Consider the following 19,764-nt stretch of genomic DNA (forward strand, 5'->3'; position numbering starts at 1 on the left):
GTTATTCAATAATTAATATTTAATTTAAATGTTTAATATAAACTACTTTGTATGATAAATTAATTTCAAGAATTACCCATAAAAATGGAAATTCTATACATTACAAACAACTTACCAACTATAAGAATATTAAACACTACAAGGATTTTTAAAATATGAAGAGAAATTATTATATTTTAGGTACTCTTTTATGTGGTATGAGCTTAGCAACACATGCCGACTCATTACGAATAAGTGCCACGGAGTTTGCAAAAGATCCAGCCAAAGTAAGCGCATTACAAAAGGGTTTGGAAAAAATGCGAGCAAATAATAATGCTCCCCTTTTATCAGCGGAGTTTCGTACAAGCTTTAATTACTGGGCCAATACCCATGGCTATTTTGGTACAGGTACACATGCAACAGACAAAGATTATTATGTTAATCAATACCGTATGCCGCAGTGTTTAGAGATATATAGTAAAGCAGTATGTGATAGTTACTATAAACATATTCAAAATTCACCAGTCCCAAATGATGGCTTTACCGATGAAGTTTGGGGTACATGCCAACATGGCAATCTAAATTTCTTACCTTGGCACCGTATGATGCTTTATTTTTATGAGCGAACAGTACGTAAATATGTTGGGCAAGATTACTCTCTTCCTTATTGGGACTATTACCAAGAAAAAGCTGCTAATGGTAAAGGCTTAGCACTCCCTCAATTGGTCCGTGGTAAACAGGCTGGTACTTTATATGACCAGTTCCGAACACCGGGTTTAAATTCAAATATCAGCGCCATCGATCCAGATAATGCCAGCGCTGCTCAAGCATTTAAATGGGATAACTTCACAGACTTCTCTAACCAATTACAGTCTCAACCCCATGGGGTCATGCACTGTGCAGTCGGTAAAAACTGTGTGCTACCAGATATGGGATTTGTACCTATTGCAGGCTTAGACCCCGTATTTTATATGCACCATGCAAATATCGATCGCTTATGGCAATGCTGGCTAAATAAAAAAGCAAATGGGCAACCGATTACGCTTGAATGGGCTAAGAAAAACTTAGGTATGCCAGATAGTTGGTATGACACCCGATATACCTTTGCAGATGAAAACGGCAACAAAGTTACCATGACCATTGCTGATGTATTTACCCCCGGTAAAATCCCAGTGCGATACACCAATGAAAATGCTTGTAAAGTTGAAGCTACTGTCATGAGTAGTAAAGGTGGTGAAAAAGCAAACCTGTTTAAAATGAATCATAAACCAGTCAGCAGTAATAAAAGCATTAAGCTTATGGGTGTAACTCAAAAAGTAGCCTTAGCCCCTCAAACTGCAAGTTTCCTAGAGAACTCAAGTCAACTTACTCAAACAAAGCTCTCATCAGGACAAACCTATTTGATCTTAGATAATGTCCAAATGATTGGTAATCCAAATCTAACTTATAAGATTTATCTATCTCCAAAAAATAAACCTGACCAAAAAATTTATGTTGCCACAATTAACTACTTCGGTGTGTTAGACCATGACCACGGCGGACATCCGGGTCATATTGGTCAATTGGTCTATCAAGTTAGTGATCAAGTTAAGCAATTAGGCATGGCTGCTGAGGACTTAGAAGTTCAGTTTGTTGCTACTGATTTAACACTTGATCAAGTGAAGGAAAAAGTAAGCTCTCAAGGCTTGAGTATTTCTCAAGTTCGCTTAGAAACTACAAAATAATAATTAAGGAGAGGCCTGATTTTTCAGGCCTATATTCATTATGAAAATAACTCATTTAATATTATGCACGCCTCTAACTTTGGTTTCCGGATATGCGTCGGCGAATGATTCTTCTGAACGCGTACTAGAAGACCCACCCCATATGAATGTTACGCGTAAACACGTCGCTTTACTCGCCGTACCCAACCCAACGACTGCATCAACAAATGCACCGCAAATGCAATCTTCAAATGAAGCCTTATTTACTTGGGAACTTAAAAAAACTAAAAATAAACTCTGGAACCCAGCCACAAAAAGTTACGACACAGTCATTTTACGAAGTTACCAAGGCACAGATACTCAGCCCAATACCCCGTATATTGCACCGACCATTGAAGTCTTTCCCGGTGAAACCGTACGGGCAAATCTAGATAATCAACTGGATATAGACCCGATTACTCACCAGAAACCCACTAAGGATTTAAGCTGTACCAGTGATCATACTGATGTGAATAAACCACATTGTTTTGATGGTACGAACATGCACACTCATGGTTTATGGATTAACCCGGCGGGAAATAGTGATAACGTTTTAGTTTCGATTAATCCGGGTGTTAATTTCCAATATGAATACAATATACCGCCTGACCATCCGACCGGAACGTTTTGGTATCATCCGCATCGACATGGTTCGACCGCAATTCAAGTCGCGAGTGGTATGGCGGGAGCTTTAGTTATACGCGGATATCGACAGCCCACTCCGAATAAAACAGGTGATCTCGATTTACTCACTTATGGCTTTAAAGAAAGAACTCTGGTTTTCCAGCAAATTCAATATGCTTGTTATGATGCTAACGGAAACATCGAAACTGATAGCAATGGCAGCTATATTTGCCCAAACAATCAAATTGGTGAAATTAGAGATTATCAGGGCTTTGGCCCCGGTGAATGGGGAAAATCAGGGCGCTATACGAGCATTAATGGTGAAGTTCAACCTTTCATTACCCAAGCAGTAGCTGGGCAAGTCGAACGTTGGAGAATAGTCCATGCAGGTATACGCGACAGTATTAACTTGAGCATTCGTCAAATGCAAAATATTCCTTCCCGTCTCGATTTAACACCAACGGGGGAAAAGAAATTATTAAGCGAAAGCTGTACAGGACCAATTGTAAGTCAGCATCTTATTGCAGCAGATGGCTTAACCCTCAAACAGGTTATGGACAAAACAGTCACCGTTTTTCAACCGGGTTACCGTTACGACGCATTAATGCAATTCCCGCAAGAAGGTCGTTATTGCTTAATTGATGAAGCAGCTTCCGCTTCTGCTAACGTGGACCGTGCATTTTCAGAGAGACATTTACTGGGCATTATTCAAGTCGATAAAGCCACTTCAGCACCTCAGTCTTTAACAATGGCGTTAAGCAATAATGCAAAACAAAATATTGCGCCAGATATGCTTCCCGCGATACTTCAAGATTTACAACAAAATTTAAAACTTAGCCATTTTGTTCCTCATCAGGACTTACCAGCTACACCGTATAAACAATTTTTAGAATTTAATATTGATACAAATGCTGATCCAGTTCAGTTTCAGGTCAATGGAAAACCGTATCAACCAAACCGAATTGACCGTACGCTCGAGTTAGGTAAAACCGACGAATGGATACTTACCTCTAAATTGGCCAGCCATCCATTCCACATTCACGTAAATCCTTTTCAGGTCGTAGCCGTGTATGACCCTAATGGAAAAGATGTCAGTGATATCAACGCCGTTGATGACTACGACAAATCGACTACTCCTGACCCACAATACCGTGGCCTAAAAGGTACATGGAAAGACACCATTTGGGTTAAAAATGTAAAAGGAGCCAGTTATAAAGTCGTTGTCAGAACCAAATATGAACGCTACATCGGTGACTTTGTATTACACTGTCATATTTTAGATCATGAAGATCAAGGCATGATGCAAAATATTCGAATTAGCCTTCCAGATGGAAATGGTGGCATCTCACAAGGACATCATTAATCCTAAGATTTTATCTTTAGACCTAATCAAAAGGCCGCTTCGCGCGGCCTTAGCTTTATCAATTTTATGTAGAACTCTTATTTTCTTGATAACTGATATGTTTTAAAAATAAATCGACAGCATATTCAACCCAAACACTAATTTGATGGTCTGATATTAAATACTCAGGATGAGTTAAACATTTTAGATGGGCATCACTTCTTAACAGTGATAAAAAGATATTCGCCGCAACTTCCGAAGAAGACGTTAATTTAATTTCTCCTTGTTGAACAAATTTATCAAGATAACTCGAAATCATATTTGCCAACCGTTGTGGCCCCACTTCAAAGAACTTTTCAGATAACTCAGGAAACCTTACTGCTTCTGCAATACAAACCCTAAAAAATGCCAAACCTGAATGCGACAAAATAAAACACAGGTAGGTTTTCCCTATTTCAGTTAATGCTGAACGTAAATTTTTAGCTTTTGTCTCGACCGACATAATTTGTTTTTGCATGTTGGAACATTGACGTTCAATAACCGCTGCAAACATTGCTTCTTTATTTTTAAAACAACCGTACATGGTGGCTTTTGAAACACCTGCTTCTTTCTGAATCATATCTGTCGTTGTGCCACTAAAACCGTGGATCAGAAAAAACTTTGTTGCTGCATCCAGAATTTTTTGATCTTTCTCATTGGCTTTAATGCAATCTGACATACGAACCTACAAATATATTTAGCAATTTCATGATTAGTGTAACTCATCGAAAAGTTCAAAATCGAGAATTGACGTAAATTTAATAAGATAGTAGAGTACCGATCGGTACAGTTTGGCTCAATAACTGCTCTATGCAACGAGTTCATTTTAAAATTTAAGGTAAAAGATGAATATACGACCACTCATCGGTTTGGCGGGTGCAATATTTGCAGCAATGACCGTCGAATTTAATAACCGAATTACCAGCATTACCTTGGTCGATATTCGCGGTGCAATGGGCATTAGTGTCGACTCAGGTTATTGGGTCAGCAGTATTTATGCCAGTGCCATGATTATTGGAATGATTCTGTCTACCAGTTGGGCCGTTATTTTTTCCATGCGTAGAGTTCTTCTTTTTGCCATTGGACTTTGCCTCGTCTCTAGCGTTTTAATTCCTTTTAGTCCCAACATTGAAATATTTTATTTATTACGCGGCCTGCAAGGACTTGCCAATGGTTTAACCATTCCTTTACTCATGGCCTGTGCCCTTAGATTTCTAGGCCCAGAAATCCGCTTATGGGGTTTGGCCTGCTATGCACTAACAGCAACGTTCTTTCCCAACTTAAGTGCTGCACTCTCTGCTTTTTATTTAGATGTGATTGGTTGGAAAATGATATTTTTCCAGACCATTCCTTTTTGTGCCTTAAGTGCTGCGCTGGTTTACTTTGGTATTCCGCAAGATCCGTTAAATTATTCAAGAATAAAAACTTACGATTGGACTGGCGCAATTCTAGCCATTATTGGCTTGGCAAGCTTAAGTACCATGCTTTTACATGGCAATCATTTAGACTGGTTCCATTCAAAATTGATTTGTGTTTTGGCTTTAATCAGTGCCATTACCCTACCTTTATTTTTAATACATGAATGGCGCTATCCAACGCCATTAATTAAACCGCAAATGCTCGAAATACGAAACTTTGCTTACGCTGTTATTGCCCTGTTTTGCTTTGTGATTATTGGTATGTCAACCAGCACATTACCACTCAATTACTTAAGCGCTGTACATGGTTATAAGCCAACTCAAACCATGTGGATTGGTTTGCAAATAGCGGCTCTGCAATTTATCTATATTCCAATTGTCATTAAGGTTTTAAACCAAGCTTGGGTCGACAGCCGTTATGTACATGGGTTTGGTTTACTTCTGGTGATGGCTGGCTGCTTAGGTGCAAGCCAACTGGATACCACTTGGAATCAAGATCAGTTTTATTTTTGGCATGCCATTTCATGTTTAGGCCAAACCTGTGTGGTGCTTTCGCTACTCATGATGGGTACAAATAGTGTCCATCCAACTATGGCAATCTATGCTTCACCTATGATTAACACCCCGCGTGCTATTAGCGGCGTACTGGGCGTGTGTCTTTTAGACTGGATCAATCGAGTACGTGGTGAATACCATTCAACACGGCTGATTGAAAATACCGCACAAAATATTTTTCAAAATATTCAAGGCCCTGTGATTAACCCGCTTACCCCACCTGTGCTTACCGTAAATGGTACCGAGCGTGTTTCAGGCGGTTTATCTGCCTTAAATTCTGCCATTCAGGCACAACAGTCTGTGCTGGTCATTAGTGACCAATATCTAATTTTAGCGGGCCTTACCGCAATTTTATTTATCGTTATGCTGATTTTACCCGTTAGAACTTATCCACCACGCATTGCTCTCATTAAGTTAATGAATAGTCATAACTCAGGAAAATCTTTATGAGTACTCTCGAAGCCCAAGATCACTCCACGACCGAGTCACCCAAGTTAACAAAGGTGCAATATCTTAAAAAACATTGGGTTATGGTTATCGCATTTATTATCGTTCTAGTTTCCATTTTATGGATTTTAAAACTTATATTTTTACCGTCTTCAGTTATTAAAACTGACGATGCACGGGTGGATGTCGAGTACTCAACCATTGCCCCTAAAGTGTCGGGCAATATCGAAGAAATTTATATTAAAGACCACCAGACCGTAAAAAAAGGCCAGCTTTTGGCTCGTATTGATCCACGCGATTATCAAGCAGCTTTGGCTGAGGCAGAATCTAATTATGCCAAAGCGCAAGCCGACCTAAATGAAGCAATGCTAGCAGTAGAAAGACAACCGACTGTTATTCGAGAAACTGAAGCACAGCTTAGAAAAGTTGAAGCCGGAATTAAACTTACCAAAGATAATACCGCGCGTTATGAGCAGTTACAGGCACTCGGTGCAGAGTCTAGATTGATTACGCAACAGTCAAAAACCACATTAACCGAGCAATATGCTGACTTAGACAGCAGTAAAGAAAAAGTCACTGATGCGCAGTATCAGCTCAACCAATATAAAATTCAGGTTCAAGCTAAACAAGCTGCTTTGAAACAAGCTCAAGCGGCACTTGATAAAGCTAAACTCAATCTGAGCTATACAGAAGTTCGAGCGCCTATTGATGGCATGATTGGGCAAAAGTCTGCAAATGTGGGCAACTTTGTTGGCGCAGGTAATCCACTCATGGTGGTTGTGCCTTTAGATCAGGTTTATGTAGAAGCAAACTTCCGTGAAATTGAGCTAAAACAAATAAAAATTGGACAGCCTGTCACTGTGTATGTCGATGCTTATAATGTTGAGTTAAAAGGTGTAGTAGACAGCTTCTCTCCTTCTACTGGGGCATTTTTCTCGCCAATTTCAGCAACGAATACGACAGGTAACTTTACCAAGATCGTTCAGCGTCTACCTTTACGGATCAAGCTTGTTGAAAATCAAACTGATATTAAGTTGTTGCGCCCTGGTCTATCTGTTGTAGTTTCTGTGGATACGACTAAAAAGTAGATTTGAGAATACTGGGATAATTAAGTAAAAAGAGACCATTCAGTGGTCTCTTTTTACTTTAGGAAAAATCATCTGTTGTAAAATAAATAAAAGCCACTCTTTAAAGTGGCTGTGATTACATTAAAAATTGTATCGACCTAACAAGTTGATTCGAGATAACTTTCCGTCTAAATCTGAAAAAGTTTCTCTCTTACCATAGGTGTATTCAACACCAAGATCGACTTTCTCTACAGGTGTCCAGAATAAGTTGACGCTTGCATTGATTAGCCTTTTATTTTGATTAAGGTTATTTTCTGAAAAATCTGAATCTTTGTAGACGAGGCTACCAGCGGACAAAGAAGAACGTAAATTTTCATTCCATTTACGCATATACCCCAACTCGACAGAATCAAATTCACTTAAATACATCCGATTTTGATCAAAGTAGAACGCATCATTATCTTTTGAATAAAGCATATAACGGTTATCACCTGCTATATGGTAGTAATTGAAGACAATCGCATCATTTTCAGAAAGCTTATACTTCGTGCCTAATCCAGCTCCCCAAGCAAGTTTAGTTTGCTCCTCATTCGCATTATAAATTGCTCGATTTTCATGTAGCATGCCGTGCAATTGAACCAATAAATTTGGATTCTTAAATTCATATCGCATGGTTAATGCAGGAAGTCGACTTCCACCTTCTACATTTTTATTTTCAACATCACCGCCTTCCAAAGCGACTAATATTTTTTGTTTGGCATCAACAATGTGTTGATAACGGATTTGGATATTACGCTGAGTTCCCGTACCCATCGCACCTGTAAAATCAACCAAACTTGGAGCTGTATCACTATTCACAAAAGGTGAAGTGGTTTGACCAATCAACCAATTTCCTAGTGAAATGCGTGTCTAACCCGAACCGAACCATTACCGTTATCTCCGCCACTCCCCATGAAATCGGCTTCTAACTTTCCAACCAAATCTCCTTTCGAGGTCGGCTTAAGGATATCCACCCCTACACGTGAAGTCGCGGCAGAAACATTTAATGATTTACTTGTCGAGTTTGAATTATCTAATGGTATTGACCCTGTTTTATTCGCAATAGAACGCGTTGAAGCTTCAAAATCATATGCAGCATCAACACGTAAATTTCCATAAAATTTAATTTTAGTTTGGTCAGCCGTAACAGGTTTTTCGATGTTTGACGTTTTGTTTTGAGTCAAGTCAGTTACTTTATCCAAACTATTATTCTTATTTAAATTTTGCTGCTCCATCAGATAATCTATTTGCTGTTGTAATTTAATTATTTTTTCATTTAGCGCTGAGTTATCTTGGCTTTCAGCTTTGGCTTGCTGCAGAGTCATACTCATTAATAACGATAAAGAAATTATCCCTTTATGTTTCATGTCCTTTTCCTTTAGACGAAATCACATAGACCGAATTGAAATTTCCTATTTTTCAATCAGTAAAATAATGATTATTGAATTAACTTTAGATAGGCTAACGAAGCTCAATCATTGACTTCGCTAGTTCCCGTCGAACTTGAATACTTTTGAATGACCTTATTCCGGTAATTCACATCCCTTTTGTTTTAAGCTGTTAATCACCCAGCTACGGTCATTTTCACCTACGGCGATTTGCTCTAATTGCTTTTGTTCAGCGGCATGTTTGGCGCTTGCTTTCAGATAAACCTCTTCAACTTCCGCATATGGCACGCTTAAAAGCCCATCTTCATCCCCTAAAATCAAGTCTCCCGGTTCAATTACCATTCCATTGATTGCGATAGGGACATTAATTTCCCCCGGTCCGTCTTTATAAGGTCCTCGATGTGAAACTCCTGCCGCAAAAAGTGGAAAATCTCCTTCTCCAATTACAACTGAATCACGAATCGCGCCATTAATAACAATGCCAGCTATACCTTTTTTAATGGCATACGCAACCATCATCTCTCCAATTAATGCATTGGTTAGATCGCCACCCGCATCAACCACAATGACATCTCCCGCTTGGGCAATATCAATAGCGTAGTGCAACATCAAGTTGTCACCCGGACGCGCCTTAACTGTAATGGCTGGTCCACAAAGATATCCCTTTTTATGCATTGGTCTTAATTGAGCCCCACCTGAAGTCATTCGATTCATTGAGTCACTGACATTAGCGACTGGTAGATCTCGATATTGTTCAATCCATTTCTGCTCAACTTTTCTGTCGTTTTTTAGCACTCTAAAACCAATTGCCATAATTTTTCCCTTACATCAGTTTTCTTGTGCAAATTAATATGACAGCATTTTTTTGAAATGTCATTTCATTTTTAAATTAAATTTAATTAAAATTTATTCAATTTTTAAAATTATTTTTTCTATTGACTAATTTTTTGAAATGTCGTTTTAATAATATAAACCACTAAGGACGTATTTTGTTCAAAATACTTAAATGGAGTGCAAGCCAAAAATGAAACGTAAAGTTCTTATCACGGGACCAACATTAACTTCAGATGCGTTACTGTATGCTCAATCCCATGATATTCAGTTGATTCCAACTGAACCCTACATGGCAAAAGATGAAATGGAAAAACTCATCCATGATGAACAACCTGATGCAATCATTGTTCGAACAGGCAAACTTTCTAGGGATATGATTTTTGCTTCTGATAATTTAAAAGTGATTGCAAAACATGGCGTTGGGTTTGACACAATCGACACTCAGGCTGCTGCTGAAAGAAAAATTCCTGTCACTATTGCTGTAGGTGCAAATGCACAATCTGTTGCCGAACACGCTTTTGCCCTTATGTTTAATGTTGCTCGACAAGTCACATGGTTAGACCAACGGATCCGAGAAGGTCACTGGGATAAAGCAAGTGCAAATGGTGTGGAGCTATATGGCAAAACGCTGGGATTAATTGGTTTAGGGGCAATCGGCAGCATACTCATGAAGTTAGTCGCTCCCTTAAATATGAAAGTAAAAGTATACGATCCGTTTCTACAAAATTTGCCAGAGCTAGATTATGTAGAACAAGAGCAAGACTTTGAAAAACTTTTAGAAAACAGTGACATTATTAGCTTACATTGCCCACTTACAGCAGAGAATAGACACTTATTTTCTTACCCTCAATTTGAAAAGATGAAACGCTCAAGCATCTTAATCAATACAGCACGTGGTGAATTAATTGATCAGGCTGCATTAGTTGATGCACTTAAAAATAATAAAATTGCTGGTGCAGGTCTGGATACTTTTCCTTCAGAACCGCCAGAAAAAGATAACCCATTATGGGAATTACCTAACTTAGTTGTTACTCCTCACATAGGAGCAAACACAACAGATTCACGTAATCGTGTCGGTCTATTAGCACTCGAACAAATCGTGAGTATTTGGAATGGTCAACTACTAAACCCACGAGCTATCGCTAACTGGAAGTTACTCAATAGTTAATCATGGAACTCAATTGTTTCTAAGCTTTTAGATGCAAGAACAATTAAAATATTGAATATAAAAAGGATTTTTTTATGTCTACAGAATACTCTCAACCGAGTGCGATTGAACGTGAAACGATGCGCAAGGTAGCGTGGCGATTACTGCCTTTTTTAACGATTTGTTATGTCATCGCTATTATTGATCGTGGCAATATTGGTATGGCTTCATTACAAATGAATGAAGACCTTGGATTAACAGCTACTGCTTTTGGTTTTGCCAGTAGCTTATTTTTCTTTGCATATTTTCTATTTGAAGTACCCAGCAACCTCGCCATGCAAAAATTTGGAGCAAAAGTATGGATTGCCCGAATTATGGTGACGTGGGGGGTAATATCATCCGCAAATGCATTCGTTGAAAGCTCCACATCGTTATATATTATGCGGTTCTTACTCGGTGCTGCCGAAGCAGGTTTTTTCCCTGGTGTAATTTTATATTTAACCTATTGGTTACCTGCCAATTATAGAGCCAGAATGGTGGCAATATTTATGGTGGCAATTCCAGGTGCAAACTTTCTAGGTTCACCATTATCAGGATTTTTATTATCACTAGATGGCTGGATGGGCATGCGTGGATGGCATTGGCTATTTATTTTAGAAGGTATTCCTGCGGTTTTACTGGGTATCGCTTGTTTATTTGTTCTCACTGATCGACCAGAACAAGCAAAATGGCTCAATAGCGAGCAAAAAGCTTGGTTAGTTGAAAGACTACAGTTTGAACGCCAACAAAAAACGCCAATTGGTCATATTTCACTATGGCAACTTTTAAAGAATAAATATATTTGGACTATGATCATTATCTATTCGGGTGCTTCTGCTGCTGGTAGTACGATGAGTGTTTGGGCACCACAATTAATTAAATCATTCGGTTTGAGTAATGTAGAAATTGGTCTAGTCAATGCAATTCCTTATGGCATCGCTTCTATTGCCATGATTCTTTGGGGTCGCAGCTCAGATCGTAAAAATGAACGCCTTTGGCACACAGCAATCGCTCTATTGATGATCTCAATTGGTTTATTAATTGCTTTGTTCACGTCTTCACTTATTGGCACAATCTTTTTACTCAGTATCGTTTTAATTGGTGCTTATTCTGCAAAAGGCCCTTTCTGGGCTTTAGCATCCTCATGGATGTCACCCACTACAACTGCGGCAGGACTAGCAGCAATTGGCGCATGTGCTAATTTGATTGGTGGCGGCATGATGGTGAATATCTATGGCGCAATTCATGATGCAACAGGAAGCCACGCTATTGCCTTACTTCCACTTGCAGCGTTAAATCTCGTGTCAGCTATCATGGTTTTCATTATGTCTAGAAAGAAAGCTGTTTTGTTTAACCAACCACAAAGTACTTCGTAAATAGCATAAATAAGAAAGGGGCTAAATCATTAGCCCCTTTTTTTATATTTAAAATATTAGAATTAATTACGAATACTCTTACCACCCAAACTTTTGGTCAAGTCATCTGCAATTTTGAAGAAAAAATCACCTACAGATTTTGCAACTTCCGCAGTAAAACGACTTGATGGGCCTGAAATGAGTAAGGCTCCTACTACCTCATTTTGAGCATCAAACACAGGCAATGCCATTCCAGCTGCGTGAGGTTCTGTTACACCAGTTGAATAAAAAGGTTCTGTTCTTGATAAAACTTGTTCATATGTTGATTTCAATGCTTGAGCGCATGCTGCTCCATCCATTGGTCGAACTTCTCCTGGCTGAACGTGAACACGCAGTCGATGGGTAGAGTTTATTCGATATTGGCAAAGACGGTATGCTCCATGTTTAACGTAAAAAGAAGCTGTCTCACCAATTTCATCTACAAGTTGCTGTAAACAAGGCATGACATGTCTTTCTAAGTCTAAAGCATCTTGATAAATTGTATTTAAACGCATGACTTCGCTGGCAAGCGTATATCTGCCATCTGAAAGACGGTTAACAAAACCAAAATCTTCTAGCGAAACGATTAAGCGCATGATAGTTGCTTTATTTAATTCTGTTCGTTCAGCGAGTTCTGCTAGGGTTAAAGATTTATCACCTATTCTAAAAGCAGTTAACAAAGTTAAAAGGCGATCAGCCGATGCATTTCCGCTTGTTGCTGGGTGAGGTTTAATTTTAACCATGTTTTTCCTACAATATTTGTATCAATTTTAAATGTATTGAATTTGGTTTTTAACTTTACCATATTTCTTATATTTTACTTCTATCTCTCATCAAGCAACTTCTCTCATCTATAAGTATGCTTAAAATATTAAGTATAGTCTCACTATTAGTATGCTTGTAACTAACAATGAGACCTATATTAATTTCAATATTAAGTCTGTATTACCCTTCTACTTTTGTATCCTGACTACTTGAATAAATAAAATATAAAGCAATCCCTAAGCAAATTAGCGCTCCTAATCGATACAACGAAAAAGGAAGCATTTCATTACCAAACCAGCCAAAGTTATCAATCAAAATACTCATCAAAAGTTGCCCAAAAATCACAGCAACAGTAGCAACTGCAGCCCCAATTCTTTGTACAGCCAGTACCATAATGACAATATAAGGTACGCCACACATAGCACCCAACAACTGCCATTTAGGAACATCTAACAAGGTTAAGCTTTGTTTAGGTTCAAAATAAAAAATAAGCAGCGCTGTAATTAGAGCACCGACCGAGAAAGTCAAAAAAGCACTACGAAATACACCAACTTTTGCTCCAAGTTGACCATTAATTGCGGCCTGCACACTCAGTAAAGCACCACCAATGACGGCGAGAAGAATCATTAAAATTGTCATGCGGGTCTCCTATGCTTTTGCGACAAGTACAAGTGCAGCAACAATAAAGATGAGTGCTACTACCCGTTTACGGTCTACTTTCCGATGTGGAGTTCCCAGTAAACCATAGTGGTCAATAATCAGACTTTTAGACACCTGACCCGCTAAAATGCCAATCATGGTCATGGCAATACCAATAATTGGAGTGGTAATGGTCAAAATAATGACGTAAGCAGGACCAAGGACACCACCGAGTAATTGCCAAGATGGAAGTGTAAAAAATGAAGGGCTATTACGTGGACTAAAAAACAGCATAAGAAAAAAAGTAAGTGCCGCACCCACACCAAAAATACTAAAGGTGGCCCATAACTCACCCACCTCCTTTCCTAAAGGCCCTAAAAGCCCTGCTTCGACCGACAGCCCCATTCCCCCTAAAATGGTTAGGAGTAGTAATAGAATTTGCATCTACATTGCCTCTTCTGTATCTAGGCAACGAATACTAAGGTAGCCAATTCATCAGAAAAACAGCATAATTCATGAATCACTTTTGCAGAAATTGCACAAATGGATTTAACAAATTCGATTGATATACGCACGCTTCGCTTCTTTATTAGTGTTTATAACGCACAAAACTTCTCAAATGTAGCGCGTAAAGAAGATGTGTCTGCATCTATGATTTCTCGAACCATCCAGCAGCTTGAAGATGCGTTGGGGCAACAACTGTTCTACCGAAATACGCGAGCAATCACACCGACCGAATCGGGCAAATTATTTTTTGAGTACGCGAAAAAAATTACCGAACAATTTGATGAAGCTCAAAAGGCTTTACAAGATAAAACCATAGAGCCATCGGGACTCGTTCGAATTAATGCCCCTGTGTTTTTTGGACAACGGCATATTGCGCCGTGGCTGGCGGGTTTATCAGAACGTTATCCAAAACTTTTAATAGAATTGATTCAAACCGATGAATTTATAGATCCATTACGCGAAAGCACAGATTTAATATTTCGCATTGGAACACTGACTGATTCATCATTTCATGCACGTATTTTGGCTACACAACAATATCATTTAGCGGCGTCTCCTCAGTATGTTGCTAAATACGGTACGCTTGATCATCCTAAACAACTCAACCAACACAAATGCCTTGTGTATAAAGGTTTTGAAGGACCTAACCGCTGGTTAGTAAGAAAGCCTAATGAAGAATGGATACATTATCCAATTACCCCGTTACTTTCTTCAAACAATGCCGAGAGCTTAATGACAGCGGCCCTTCATGGCATGGGGATTGTTTTATTTCCTGATTGGCTGATTGGCGAAGCTTTAAAACAAGGTGACTTAATAAAGCTTTTACCTAAATATGAAGTCGCGATTAAATCACAACCCCAGCATATCGCAGCCATTTATCCTAATGTCCGCCATCCACCACTCAACATTAGAGCAGTGATAGATTATTTTGCTGAAGTCTATGGAGACACACCGTATTGGCAGAATTAATTTTTTATTTATAACAAGTATATAGAAGCTAAGATGAATCAATATTTCCTATTCTTATACGAAAACTATAAGGTTGTCCGTCTTTACTCCAACAAAAAAGCCCATCTTCCGATGAGCTTTTTTTATTGAGATTATTAATCTGTATTAGACTTTAAAGTCTGCTAATACAAATTTTTTTACTATTTCATCAAAATTTGGTTTCAGAAGAGTTGGCTTGCTATTTTTTATAGTTTTATACCAATAACTCGCTGCAACTCCCATGCTAATCAGAGCTAACAATTTCATTGCTCACCTCACTTATTGGGAAGAGTGGAATTCAAATTAACATCCGCGTTTGTAGCGTTCCAACTCGTTTTAGCGAGGTTTCTGTATATATTTTAATCAATGTGTAATAAAAAAGCTCACATTTTTGTAAGCTTCCTTTAATAACGATAGTACACTTTACTGATGCTTAGTCCACTATTTCTATTGGACATCGCCAAATTTTCAGCGCTTATGTATTATTTCTTTTGGGTGACCAATCTTTCCACTCATCTTCAAAAGAAGTGAAAACATCAAATTCGCGCATAAACTCCCAAGGTTCGGGATATTCAGCTAAAGGTTCTATAGGTAACCATTCTTTAGGTATCCAAGGCGTATCTATATTTAACTGATATCCATTTCTCCATGCTAATTTGCTATAAATTACAGCATGAGTCGCAATAAAATGCTCAGTAAAAGTAAATGCAAATTCAGAATTACGGATTTTGGCAATTTTTGGACTAGTTAACTCAGTCAAAACATTTTCCATTTCACTCTTATCACCATTGGTTAAGGCAAGATAAAAACGATGATCAATTAAATACTTTTTATCCTTTTTTAAATCAGTTTGTAAAATGAGTTCACAACGTTCACGTAATTTATCCCACTCATGATTAAGAGCTAATATCAACTGATAACCATGAAAGTCGGGCTTACGTGGATTATCACGGTCTTTAATTGAGCCTTGTCGATCATACGATACTCGGTGCTGACTATACCAAGAAATGATTTCCTCATTATCTGATAATAAAGCATATAAATGTTTATAAGCAGGAAACCATTCTATAGCATCAAACTGAAATACCATACGATTCAGTTTAGCTGCAATAAAACACCATTGCTTAAAACCAATTAAGTCATTGTCACGAAACCAAGATACCATTGCATTAGCTTCAGCATAATTCCCTAACATTCCTATACAAAATGGTACATCACCTTTATTATTAGTAATATAGTCAATCAAACTAACTGTATTTTCATTAAATTCAGCATGTTGAATTACATGAGCTAATGCTTTTTGGTAGGCTTCCTTATTTTTAATACTATTCATAAAGGTTGATTTTTTCATCAAGGAGCTAATTTTTTAACCATTAAATATTGAGTAAAACTCTAATTAACTACTCAAACATAATTTTTGACTCGAATGATAATTCGCCATATTCATAAATATCTTTAAATAAATTTAAGGCTAATTCTAAATCTTGATTAACATATTATGCTAATCTTCCTGACTCTTCAGAATAATCAGCATCTGTTTTATGAATAATGATACTCCCCCCAACAGCATAAACATTCTTGACTATATTTGATAATTTCTCCCAACCCATTTCTTTTACACTAATTCTTGTCTCTGATAAAAATGGGGTTCTTACTACATAACTACAAACATATAAAATCATTAGTAACCTTTAACATTCACTCTACCAATTGCTCTGTCTTCAAACTGCTATTTTTCAACCATTGAGCACTATTAAATAAGGCTTTATTTAAAAATCAAAAACTATCGTAGATTGCTAATACTCAATAAATTCATGTAATGAATTTATAAAGTGTACAAAATTATCTGCTAGGTACAGAACCTTTCTTTTACCCTCATTCATTCCAAAATCATAGAATTCATCGTGTAAAACAAGCACAATCTTAGGTTGATCTTTGATCCAAGGGAATCTGTAATCAAAACAAATAAAATTTCCACCAGGTGTAGATCCAAATCCTATTAATTTTCCTTCATAGTCATCATCACCTTCGGGAAATTGCATTCCTTCTATTCGAGGTTCATGCAAGTATCCTCCTAATTCTACTGTACTGATATTTAGTTCACCATCAGTGTCAACATAATCAAAGCTAGAAATTTCAGGATAGATGCCATCATGTTGAGAAATAAGTTCAACATATTCTGGTGGAAATGTAACTTCTAAGCTAGCTGCAAAATTTTCAATAATTTCTTTATTAATTGCGCCATTTGGATACTGATCCCCAATATCTTGTAGCATTTGATGCTTCTCCAATATTTAAAAAATTTGCCTAATATTCTTAAGTTTCATAAATCGCATAGTGCTTCACTTATACTTTTCAGCACTCTTTTGTAAGTAATTTTCCCAATTCTTCATTAAGCGGTTAATATTTTCTGCATAAGAATACAATGAGGGATCGTATCTATCCGTGGGAGGCATATATTTAATAAAACTATCCATTTCGGCTGGATAAGCAAAATCTGTATAAATACTTTCTACTTCATCTAAAGGATCTTCAAAACTTTCTCGATTAAGCCAGAGCCAGCTAAGAATTACATATAACCATTTTTGACTAATGGTCTCATATTCATCTTCTTTAAAATTTGGACATAATTCATAAATAAAAGAACTGATGTCATTTGACTCAGTGGGTATAAGGAATGACAACTCAAGCTCGGCCTTAGTATAGATCTCCGTTAATATAATATTTTCGGCTTTTTTGATTGGCAGTTCCGAAGTAATCAGATTATTTTCATAGCCCCATTTGATATCACACCATGAAAGGTTCACCTTTTCATTGATAAAATCAGCAGGTATCGGATATAAATTCACGTCATTGTGCCTCTGGTTTTACAAAAAACCTTTAATTCAAGTATGTGCAAAATCTTCACAAGCAATAGTTTATTGATTATCAAGCGTATATTTAAAAATATTATAACAATTTCAAACTCAATCTTTTAGCCTCGGCTTCATCACCATACCACCACACGGCTTTGTCTTTCATTGGTGCAGACATTTTTTCATCAACCCCATAATAATCCTCTGGATATTTTGGAGCTGAACTACCATCTTCAAATCTAGTTAATGTTGTATTATTAACGAATAAATCATATGCTTGTTGATGACAATTTGGGCAGGGAGGTAATGAACTTAAAAATCGTTTTAGTTTATTTTTATAGTACTCTCTGTAAATTGGCCCACTGTCAGGTATATTACTATCATCTTCATTCAAAATAGGATCATTACGACCTGTTATCCATAGAATGGTATGACAATTTTCACATTGCGCACCTAATGGTTCAGCTCTTTCATATTTGTTTATACCGTACTGCAAGCCATGTTGCTGATACCCTTTCAGATAGTAAGGTACTACCGCTATTTCACTAGCTGCTACCTGATATAAAGATCTCATAGGCACTCCTTTTTAGAATTCTTTTTTAGAAGAAAAGATAAAATAAAAACATAAATAAACTACCAAGTCCTATTACTACCCATGATATTAGTTTAGATATAAATCTATCTTCTTTAAAAAAGAATGGTAAAACCCATTTATTGATATCTATTTTTTTCAGCCAAGATAAATACAAAGGAAAAGTTAAAGCGAATACAAGAGAACTTGTGAACATAGCAACAGATGAAGGTCTCTTGTAAAATTCAGACCCACTCATTTTAAAAAACAATATCCAAAAAATTACTTCTAGAGCACATAGCAAGACACATAAATAAATATAAAACTTATTCTTGAGATTAGTAATAAAAATTGGTGTTAATATCCAGAATGGATATATAAAACCAAACATAAGTCTCAAGCCATATAAACCATGATGAATTTCAACTAGAAAGCAGCGTATAGGTACTATTACATAATAAAGAGTAAAAAATATAAGGCTTAAAAACTTAACTCGATTAAGAGTATTAGAGTCAAGGTCTGAAACAATAGGTTTAGATATTAAATATCCAAAAAAATAAGTAGCATAGAAACTAATTAGATAAATAAATATTGAAGAATATGACTCATAGTCAAAAACACCATACAAGAATGAAGATAAAATCCAAAGCAACCCAAAAATAAAGAAATTTTTAGCAATAATAAAAAATGGAGATTTGGTTCTAAGAACTGATGGCTCAATTACAACATGCACTGCTTTCTACTCTATTTCTATATAGCGGTTATAATTTAACTTCATAAATTAATTTAAATATCACAGATAATTACCATTCTCATCTAGTTCATCTTTTGGTCTATTATGATAATCAGAAATTAAAAAACTAAAATAATCCATCATATTAACCATGATACTTTTTGAAAAATCCAAAGTCATATAAAGCCCATATTTTATATCTCTATGCGAATCAAAAAAAGTTTGCACTATTATATTAAAAAAAGCCAACCAATCCTCATCAATATTTTTATTGTTTTTATTAGTTATAATTACTGATAAAATTTCATTTCGTTTTCCTGAAGAAATACCGATCAAATACCCTCTTAAATAATCATGAAATGCAGACAAATTACTTCCAAAATGTTTTGTATTTGCATGAATGTCATTCAAATATTCTCTATTATTTCCATATATTTTCTCGCCAAAAAAATCATAAACTTCTTGAATTTCTTCAAAATCAGATATATCAAAGCAAATTTTAATAACTTGCTTTTTTGTAATATCTTGTTCAGTAAAAAAAATGACATGTATCATCTTTCATTTTAATATTTTGCACAATACAACTCCAACACTATGAAAATATTAACGTAGTTTTCATTCATAATTTTCACTGTGGTATATCCAATCTATAC

At 36.7% G+C, this 19,764-nt stretch carries 19 protein-coding genes and 2 pseudogenes; 7 read left to right on the forward strand and 14 right to left on the reverse strand.

The annotated features are described in order from the left end of the window. Positions 1-155 precede the first annotated feature (155 nt). A complete protein-coding gene (locus ACH8JV_RS18115; RefSeq protein WP_396522927.1) occupies positions 156-1,703 on the forward strand; it encodes a tyrosinase family protein in 1,548 nt (515 codons plus the stop codon). Positions 1,704-1,743: 40 nt separating this feature from the next. After that, a complete protein-coding gene (locus ACH8JV_RS18120; RefSeq protein WP_396522929.1) occupies positions 1,744-3,708 on the forward strand; it encodes a multicopper oxidase family protein in 1,965 nt (654 codons plus the stop codon). 64 nt (positions 3,709-3,772) lie between these two features. On the opposite strand, the gene ACH8JV_RS18125 is transcribed toward ACH8JV_RS18120, so the two are convergent. Continuing rightward, positions 3,773-4,405, reverse strand: coding sequence for a TetR/AcrR family transcriptional regulator (locus tag ACH8JV_RS18125; protein WP_396522931.1), 633 nt, complete (start codon positions 4,403-4,405; stop codon positions 3,773-3,775). 166 nt (positions 4,406-4,571) lie between these two features. Here ACH8JV_RS18125 and ACH8JV_RS18130 point away from each other — a divergent pair, with 166 nt between their 5' ends. Together ACH8JV_RS18130 and ACH8JV_RS18135 are read left to right on the forward strand one after the other, a co-directional pair. Then, positions 4,572-6,149: an MFS transporter gene (locus ACH8JV_RS18130; protein WP_396522933.1), complete on the forward strand. Its 1,578-nt coding sequence runs from the start codon at positions 4,572-4,574 to the stop codon at positions 6,147-6,149. After that, complete coding sequence (locus tag ACH8JV_RS18135) at positions 6,146-7,234, forward strand: HlyD family secretion protein (RefSeq protein WP_396522935.1); 1,089 nt, start codon at positions 6,146-6,148, stop codon at positions 7,232-7,234. The genes ACH8JV_RS18130 and ACH8JV_RS18135 overlap by 4 nt, the downstream gene beginning before the upstream one ends. A 120-nt stretch (positions 7,235-7,354) precedes the next feature. Here the strand turns inward: ACH8JV_RS18135 and ACH8JV_RS18140 are convergent. Both ACH8JV_RS18140 and ACH8JV_RS18145 read right to left on the reverse strand, forming a co-directional pair. Next, positions 7,355-8,619: pseudogene (locus tag ACH8JV_RS18140) on the reverse strand (DcaP family trimeric outer membrane transporter). 156 nt (positions 8,620-8,775) lie between these two features. Then, positions 8,776-9,453, reverse strand: a complete 678-nt coding sequence (locus ACH8JV_RS18145; RefSeq protein ID WP_151283108.1) for an RraA family protein — start codon at positions 9,451-9,453, stop codon at positions 8,776-8,778. Between the two features lie 193 nt (positions 9,454-9,646). On the opposite strand from ACH8JV_RS18145, the gene ACH8JV_RS18150 reads away from it, so the two are divergent. Further along, a complete protein-coding gene (locus ACH8JV_RS18150; protein ID WP_396522936.1) occupies positions 9,647-10,642 on the forward strand; it encodes a hydroxyacid dehydrogenase in 996 nt (331 codons plus the stop codon). A 74-nt stretch (positions 10,643-10,716) separates the two neighbouring features. Then, positions 10,717-12,036, forward strand: coding sequence for an MFS transporter (locus ACH8JV_RS18155; protein ID WP_396522937.1), 1,320 nt, complete (start codon positions 10,717-10,719; stop codon positions 12,034-12,036). A 62-nt stretch (positions 12,037-12,098) separates the two neighbouring features. On the opposite strand, the gene ACH8JV_RS18160 is transcribed toward ACH8JV_RS18155, so the two are convergent. The 3 genes from ACH8JV_RS18160 to ACH8JV_RS18170 form a co-directional block, all read right to left on the reverse strand. After that, positions 12,099-12,797, reverse strand: coding sequence for an IclR family transcriptional regulator (locus tag ACH8JV_RS18160; RefSeq protein ID WP_107881370.1), 699 nt, complete (start codon positions 12,795-12,797; stop codon positions 12,099-12,101). Between the two features lie 202 nt (positions 12,798-12,999). Beyond that, positions 13,000-13,458 (reverse strand): DMT family transporter, encoded by a 459-nt coding sequence (locus ACH8JV_RS18165; RefSeq protein WP_317310846.1) that lies wholly within the window; start codon positions 13,456-13,458, stop codon positions 13,000-13,002. Between the two features lie 9 nt (positions 13,459-13,467). Beyond that, positions 13,468-13,902, reverse strand: coding sequence for a DMT family transporter (locus tag ACH8JV_RS18170; protein ID WP_396522940.1), 435 nt, complete (start codon positions 13,900-13,902; stop codon positions 13,468-13,470). 99 nt (positions 13,903-14,001) lie between these two features. Here ACH8JV_RS18170 and ACH8JV_RS18175 point away from each other — a divergent pair, with 99 nt between their 5' ends. Beyond that, positions 14,002-14,934 carry a LysR substrate-binding domain-containing protein gene (locus ACH8JV_RS18175; protein WP_396522942.1) on the forward strand — a complete coding sequence of 311 codons (933 nt, stop codon included), beginning with the start codon at positions 14,002-14,004 and terminating at the stop codon, positions 14,932-14,934. Between the two features lie 144 nt (positions 14,935-15,078). On the opposite strand, the gene ACH8JV_RS18180 is transcribed toward ACH8JV_RS18175, so the two are convergent. The 8 genes and pseudogenes from ACH8JV_RS18180 to ACH8JV_RS18215 all read right to left on the reverse strand — a co-directional run bounded on the left by ACH8JV_RS18180 (position 15,079) and on the right by ACH8JV_RS18215 (position 19,666). After that, entirely contained in the window at positions 15,079-15,219 is a 141-nt protein-coding gene (locus ACH8JV_RS18180) for a hypothetical protein (RefSeq protein WP_396522944.1), read from the reverse strand. Between the two features lie 208 nt (positions 15,220-15,427). Beyond that, on the reverse strand, positions 15,428-16,285 hold the full coding sequence (locus ACH8JV_RS18185; protein ID WP_396522954.1) for an Imm49 family immunity protein: 858 nt from the start codon (positions 16,283-16,285) through the stop codon (positions 15,428-15,430). 67 nt (positions 16,286-16,352) lie between these two features. Continuing rightward, positions 16,353-16,634 (reverse strand): annotated as a pseudogene (locus tag ACH8JV_RS18190) (hypothetical protein). Between the two features lie 114 nt (positions 16,635-16,748). Beyond that, complete coding sequence (locus ACH8JV_RS18195) at positions 16,749-17,228, reverse strand: SMI1/KNR4 family protein (RefSeq protein ID WP_396522946.1); 480 nt, start codon at positions 17,226-17,228, stop codon at positions 16,749-16,751. 66 nt (positions 17,229-17,294) lie between these two features. Then, complete coding sequence (locus tag ACH8JV_RS18200) at positions 17,295-17,801, reverse strand: DUF2247 family protein (RefSeq protein ID WP_396522948.1); 507 nt, start codon at positions 17,799-17,801, stop codon at positions 17,295-17,297. A gap of 100 nt (positions 17,802-17,901) precedes the next feature. After that, a complete protein-coding gene (locus ACH8JV_RS18205) occupies positions 17,902-18,381 on the reverse strand; it encodes a hypothetical protein (RefSeq protein ID WP_191104868.1) in 480 nt (159 codons plus the stop codon). 25 nt (positions 18,382-18,406) lie between these two features. Continuing rightward, on the reverse strand, positions 18,407-19,111 hold the full coding sequence (locus tag ACH8JV_RS18210) for a hypothetical protein (protein WP_396522950.1): 705 nt from the start codon (positions 19,109-19,111) through the stop codon (positions 18,407-18,409). Between the two features lie 60 nt (positions 19,112-19,171). Then, positions 19,172-19,666 (reverse strand): hypothetical protein, encoded by a 495-nt coding sequence (locus ACH8JV_RS18215; RefSeq protein ID WP_396522952.1) that lies wholly within the window; start codon positions 19,664-19,666, stop codon positions 19,172-19,174. Between the last annotated feature and the right edge of the window lie 98 nt (positions 19,667-19,764).

This window comes from Acinetobacter sp. ABJ_C5_2, assembly GCF_044538485.1.
Taxonomy (GTDB): Bacteria; Pseudomonadota; Gammaproteobacteria; order Pseudomonadales; family Moraxellaceae; genus Acinetobacter; species Acinetobacter nosocomialis_A.

Excerpts from the sequence above, each read along its gene's own strand:
- ACH8JV_RS18115 (WP_396522927.1), top strand. The coding sequence starts at position 156 with ATGAAGAGAAATTATTATATTTTAGGTACTCTTTTATGTGGTATGAGC.
- ACH8JV_RS18120 (WP_396522929.1), top strand. The coding sequence starts at position 1,744 with ATGAAAATAACTCATTTAATATTATGCACGCCTCTAACTTTGGTTTCC.
- ACH8JV_RS18125 (WP_396522931.1), bottom strand. The coding sequence starts at position 4,405 with ATGTCAGATTGCATTAAAGCCAATGAGAAAGATCAAAAAATTCTGGAT.
- ACH8JV_RS18130 (WP_396522933.1), top strand. The coding sequence starts at position 4,572 with ATGAATATACGACCACTCATCGGTTTGGCGGGTGCAATATTTGCAGCA.
- ACH8JV_RS18135 (WP_396522935.1), top strand. The coding sequence starts at position 6,146 with ATGAGTACTCTCGAAGCCCAAGATCACTCCACGACCGAGTCACCCAAG.
- ACH8JV_RS18145 (WP_151283108.1), bottom strand. The coding sequence starts at position 9,453 with ATGGCAATTGGTTTTAGAGTGCTAAAAAACGACAGAAAAGTTGAGCAG.
- ACH8JV_RS18150 (WP_396522936.1), top strand. The coding sequence starts at position 9,647 with ATGGAGTGCAAGCCAAAAATGAAACGTAAAGTTCTTATCACGGGACCA.
- ACH8JV_RS18155 (WP_396522937.1), top strand. The coding sequence starts at position 10,717 with ATGTCTACAGAATACTCTCAACCGAGTGCGATTGAACGTGAAACGATG.
- ACH8JV_RS18160 (WP_107881370.1), bottom strand. The coding sequence starts at position 12,797 with ATGGTTAAAATTAAACCTCACCCAGCAACAAGCGGAAATGCATCGGCT.
- ACH8JV_RS18165 (WP_317310846.1), bottom strand. The coding sequence starts at position 13,458 with ATGACAATTTTAATGATTCTTCTCGCCGTCATTGGTGGTGCTTTACTG.
- ACH8JV_RS18170 (WP_396522940.1), bottom strand. The coding sequence starts at position 13,902 with ATGCAAATTCTATTACTACTCCTAACCATTTTAGGGGGAATGGGGCTG.
- ACH8JV_RS18175 (WP_396522942.1), top strand. The coding sequence starts at position 14,002 with ATGGATTTAACAAATTCGATTGATATACGCACGCTTCGCTTCTTTATT.
- ACH8JV_RS18180 (WP_396522944.1), bottom strand. The coding sequence starts at position 15,219 with ATGAAATTGTTAGCTCTGATTAGCATGGGAGTTGCAGCGAGTTATTGG.
- ACH8JV_RS18185 (WP_396522954.1), bottom strand. The coding sequence starts at position 16,285 with ATGAATAGTATTAAAAATAAGGAAGCCTACCAAAAAGCATTAGCTCAT.
- ACH8JV_RS18195 (WP_396522946.1), bottom strand. The coding sequence starts at position 17,228 with ATGCTACAAGATATTGGGGATCAGTATCCAAATGGCGCAATTAATAAA.
- ACH8JV_RS18205 (WP_191104868.1), bottom strand. The coding sequence starts at position 18,381 with ATGAGATCTTTATATCAGGTAGCAGCTAGTGAAATAGCGGTAGTACCT.
- ACH8JV_RS18215 (WP_396522952.1), bottom strand. The coding sequence starts at position 19,666 with ATGATACATGTCATTTTTTTTACTGAACAAGATATTACAAAAAAGCAA.